Annotated in this window: 4 protein-coding genes; 1 reads left to right on the top strand and 3 read right to left on the bottom strand. The window is 71.4% G+C overall.

Going from position 1 to position 4,256, the window contains the following annotated elements:
• Nucleotides 1-218: 218 nt before the first annotated feature.
• Complete coding sequence (locus HW445_RS20430; protein ID WP_180222432.1) at nucleotides 219-1,313, bottom strand: DUF5937 family protein; 1,095 nt, start codon at nucleotides 1,311-1,313, stop codon at nucleotides 219-221.
• 245 nt (nucleotides 1,314-1,558) lie between these two features.
• Here HW445_RS20430 and HW445_RS20425 point away from each other — a divergent pair, with 245 nt between their 5' ends.
• Nucleotides 1,559-1,741, top strand: coding sequence for a hypothetical protein (locus HW445_RS20425; protein ID WP_180222431.1), 183 nt, complete (start codon nucleotides 1,559-1,561; stop codon nucleotides 1,739-1,741).
• A gap of 138 nt (nucleotides 1,742-1,879) precedes the next feature.
• Here the strand turns inward: HW445_RS20425 and sucD are convergent, their stop codons facing one another.
• On the bottom strand, nucleotides 1,880-2,764 hold the full coding sequence (gene sucD / locus HW445_RS20420; protein ID WP_180222430.1) for a succinate--CoA ligase subunit alpha: 885 nt from the start codon (nucleotides 2,762-2,764) through the stop codon (nucleotides 1,880-1,882).
• Between the two features lie 28 nt (nucleotides 2,765-2,792).
• A complete protein-coding gene (sucC, locus tag HW445_RS20415) occupies nucleotides 2,793-3,971 on the bottom strand; it encodes an ADP-forming succinate--CoA ligase subunit beta (RefSeq protein WP_180222429.1) in 1,179 nt (392 codons plus the stop codon).
• Nucleotides 3,972-4,256: the final 285 nt, after the last annotated feature.

Genomic DNA, 4,256 nt, shown 5'->3' with positions numbered 1-4,256 from the left:
GGCCGTCCTCACGGCCCTCGCCTCGGGTCCGCTCGGTACCGGCGCCCTCGCCGCGTTCGGCCCTTCCTGGTGGCGGACGGGCCTCGCCGCCGCGGCGTGGACCCTTCCCCCGGCCCTCCTCACGGCCCTCCTGGCCCGGTGGGACCTCCTCCGCCGCTGACCGGGCCCGACCGCCGCCGGGACGATGCGCGGGCGGTGCGGTCCACGGTCCGCCGGGTTCAGCGCAGCACGCCCTCGATGAAGTCGCCGCCCAGCCGGCTCACCGCCCCCAGCTCCAACTGGTACAGCACGTAGCGGCCCCGGCGCCGGGTGGTCAGCAGTCCGGCCTTCTTGAGCACGGCCAGGTGCCGGGAGACCTCGGGCGCGGTGACGCCGTACGCCTCCACCAGTTCGCCGGTGGTGTGCGGGCCGCGGGCGAGGGTGCGGCACAGGCGCATCCGCAACGGGTGCGCGAGCGCGTCGAGCCGCCGCTGCACCTCGCGCAGGCTGACCGGAGACGTCAGCTCGCCGCTGTCCACCGGGTACTGCAGCACCGGTCGCCGACCGGGCCCGTGGGCGAACAGCAGATGGGGCCGGCCCAGCGTGGTCGGTATCAGCGTGACTCCCGGGTCGTCGGGGTCGGCGTACGCCGAGGCCCGGCCGACGGCCAGCTTGTCGACGAGGATGCGGTCGCCGGAGTCGTCCAGGCCGAGGGCGGCCGACGCGGCGGTCAGGGCCGCACCGAGTCCCTTCCGGCGCAGCAGCTCGGTCTTGTGCCGCGCGTCGGCGGCGAGCTGACCCCGGGTCCGGTTCCAGGTATCCGCGAAGAACGCCTGCTCACAGTCCTCGAAGAGGCGGCGCAGCCAGGCCCGCAGGCCGTCCGGGTCGAGCAGCATGCGGTCCACGAAGGCCGCCTGCCGGGGGCCTCGCGCCGCGGCCAGTTCACGCACGCGCCTCCGCTGTGCCGCGTCGACCAGCGGTGACGGGGTGCAGCGTTCGTACGAGGCCCGGCAGGTGATCTCGAACGCCGCCGTCACGAAGTGCTCGTCGTCCAGCCGGTCGAGGGCGTCCAGTTCCTCGGCGAGGGTGGCCCCCGGGTGGGCGGGGAGCAGCAGGTCGCAGCGGGCGGAGCGCCACAGGAAGTCCGCCTCGTGCAGGCGGTCCGCCAGGTCGCACCGCAGGGCCGAGGTGGTGGCGGTGACCCAGCCGTGCAGGTGCGCGTGGTGCCCGGGCTCCGACAGCACGTGCAGGGCGGAGCCCAGCTCTGCGAGGGGGGACACCGCGACGACGACGCGCTCGTGCGGCAGCCCGGTGATGTCGATGACGTCGGCCATGACGTCATCCTGCCTGCCCGCGGGAGCCGTCCCGGCGTCGATTGACGGCTCCGGTCAATCGACGTGCCGGCAGGCGCCCGCCCGGCTCAGTCTCGGTGACGTCCGGACCGCAGCGGCTCCGGACAACCCCCGGACCGGCACGGCACCGGCCCCGCACGGGCACCGGCACCGAGACGGGCACGGGCCCTCGCACCGGCCCCCCGCACCCGCCCTCTCACGGGCACCGGCACCGAAAGGACGACCTGATGAGCATCGCCTCCCAGTACGCGCTGGACCTCTACCGCGCCGCCCGGCACGGCACCCCGTATCCGCCCGCCCCGGGCCGGCACGACTGGCGGGTCGTGGCCGAACTCCGCCACGCCGCCCTCCGGAGCGAGGCACCACGACGACGGGGCCTGCTGGCCAGGCTCCGCAGCCGGGACGGCTGACACCGCAGCCGGGACGGGTGACATCGCGCCCCGGCCGGGGGCGACGGGCAGCTGGGCCGGCCGGGACCGGATACGGCGGCGGGCCCGCGCTCAGGGGGTGTACCCCCGGGCGCGGGCCCGCCGGAAGGAGAGGCGGCGTCAGCCGGCGAGGATCTCGCGGGCGAGCTTCGCGGTCTCGGTCGGCGTCTTGCCGACCTTGACGCCGGCGGCCTCGAGGGCCTCCTTCTTCGCCTGAGCCGTGCCGGACGAACCGGACACGATCGCACCGGCGTGACCCATGGTCTTGCCCTCCGGCGCGGTGAAGCCCGCGACGTAGCCGACGACCGGCTTGGTCACGTTCTCCGCGATGAACGCGGCCGCACGCTCCTCCGCGTCGCCACCGATCTCACCGATCATCACGATCAGGTCGGTGTCGGGGTCGTCCTGGAACGCGGCCAGCGCGTCGATGTGCGTGGTGCCGATGATCGGGTCGCCACCGATGCCGACGGCGGTGGAGAAGCCGATGTCACGCAGCTCGTACATCATCTGGTACGTCAGCGTGCCGGACTTCGAGACCAGGCCGATGCGGCCCGGCTTCGTGATGTCGCCCGGGATGATGCCGACGTTCGAGCCGCCCGGCGTGATGATGCCGGGGCAGTTCGGGCCGATGATCCGGGTCTTGTTGCCCTTCTTGCCGGCGTACGCCCAGAACGCCGCGGTGTCGTGCACCGCGATGCCCTCGGTGATCACCACGGCCAGCGGGATCTCGGCGTCGATCGCCTCGATGACCGCGTCCTTGGTGAACTTCTCCGGCACGAAGACGACCGTGACGTCGGCGCCGGTCTTCTCCATGGCCTCCTTGACGGTGCCGAAGACCGGTACCTCGGTGCCGTCGAAGTCGACCGTCTGACCCGCCTTGCGCGGGTTGACGCCGCCCACGACGTTGGTGCCGTCGCCGAGCATGAGCTTGGTGTGCTTCATGCCCGTGGCACCGGTCATGCCCTGGACGATGACCTTGCTGTCCTTGTTGAGCCAGATAGACATGGTGTGTGGATGTCCTCGTCCTCGGTGCTTACTTGGCGGCGGCGAGCTCGGCGGCCTTCGCGGCCGCACCGTCCATGGTGTCGACGCGCTGGACCAGCGGGTGGTTGGCGTCGCTGAGGATCTTGCGACCCAGCTCGGCGTTGTTGCCGTCGAGGCGGACGACGAGCGGCTTCTCGACCTTCTCGCCCTTGTCCTCGAGGAGCTTGAGGGCCTGGACGATGCCGTTGGCGACCTCGTCACAGGCGGTGATGCCACCGAAGACGTTGACGAACACGGAGCGGACGTCCGGGTCGCCGAGGATGATCTCCAGGCCGTTCGCCATCACCTGGGCGGAGGCGCCGCCACCGATGTCGAGGAAGTTGGCGGGCTTCACGCCACCGTGGGCCTCACCGGCGTACGCGACGACGTCCAGGGTCGACATGACCAGGCCGGCGCCGTTGCCGATGATGCCGACCTCGCCGTCGAGCTTGACGTAGTTGAGGCCCTTCTCCTTGGCAGCGGCCTCGAGCGGGTTCGCCGCGGCCTTGTCGTGGAGCGCCTCGAAGTCGGGGTGACGGAACTCGGCGTTGTCGTCCAGGGAGACCTTGCCGTCCAGGGCGAGGATGTCACCGGAGGCCACCTTGGCCAGCGGGTTCACCTCGACCAGGAGGGCGTCCTCCTTGAGGAAGACGTCCCAGAGCTTCACCAGCACGTCGACGACCTTGTCGGCGACCTCGGCCGGGAACTTGGCGGCCTCGACGATCTCGCGGGCCTTCTCCGGGGTGACACCGTCGATCGCGTCGATCGGGGTCTTGGCGACGGCCTCGGGGCGGTTGGCCGCCACCTCCTCGATGTCCATGCCGCCCTCGACGGAGGCGATGGAGAGGAACGTGCGGTTGGCACGGTCGAGGAGGAAGGAGACGTAGTACTCCTCCGCGATCTCCGGCGCCAGCTCCGCCAGCATGACCTTGTGGACCGTGTGGCCCTTGATGTCCATGCCGAGGATGTCGGTGGCCCGGGCCACGGCCTCGTCGGGCGAGCCGGCCACCTTGACGCCACCGGCCTTGCCGCGGCCACCGACCTTCACCTGCGCCTTGACGACCGACTTGCCGCCGAGTCGCTCGGTGATCTCGCGCGCCGCCTCAGGCGTGTCGATGACTTCACCGGCAAGCACCGGTACATCGTGCTTGGCGAAGAGGTCCCTCGCCTGGTACTCGAACAGGTCCACGCGCTTCCGTCCCTATCAGTGATCTCGCGGTTCGTTGGATGCGTGGGCGTGCCGCGAAGGGCAACGTGACGTCCGCTGTGTCACAAGGGGGGCGCACACGGTGTCCGAGCGCGCGGCATGTCCGTCCGGCAGGGTATCCCCGCCACCCGCGAGGGCTCTAATTCGGGCATCACACATGAGCGGTGATAACGGTCACATGTTGTCCCAGGTGATCACGGGTTTTCACCGGTTCGGCCCTGCTCGACCGACCTCACCGGGCCGGGCCCCGGTCCGGTGAGGTCGGCG

This window comes from Streptomyces sp. UH6 (assembly GCF_013421635.1).
Lineage (GTDB): Bacteria > Actinomycetota > Actinomycetes > Streptomycetales > Streptomycetaceae > Streptomyces > Streptomyces abyssomicinicus.
Note: the sequence above shows the minus strand (reverse complement) of the source record. Positions and strands in the feature narration are given on the sequence as shown.

What these genes read in the sequence shown, in the direction of transcription:
- HW445_RS20430 (WP_180222432.1), bottom strand. Translation starts at nt 1,313, where the DNA reads ATGGCCGACGTCATCGACATCACCGGGCTGCCGCACGAGCGCGTCGTC.
- HW445_RS20425 (WP_180222431.1), top strand. Translation starts at nt 1,559, where the DNA reads ATGAGCATCGCCTCCCAGTACGCGCTGGACCTCTACCGCGCCGCCCGG.
- sucD (WP_180222430.1), bottom strand. Translation starts at nt 2,764, where the DNA reads ATGTCTATCTGGCTCAACAAGGACAGCAAGGTCATCGTCCAGGGCATG.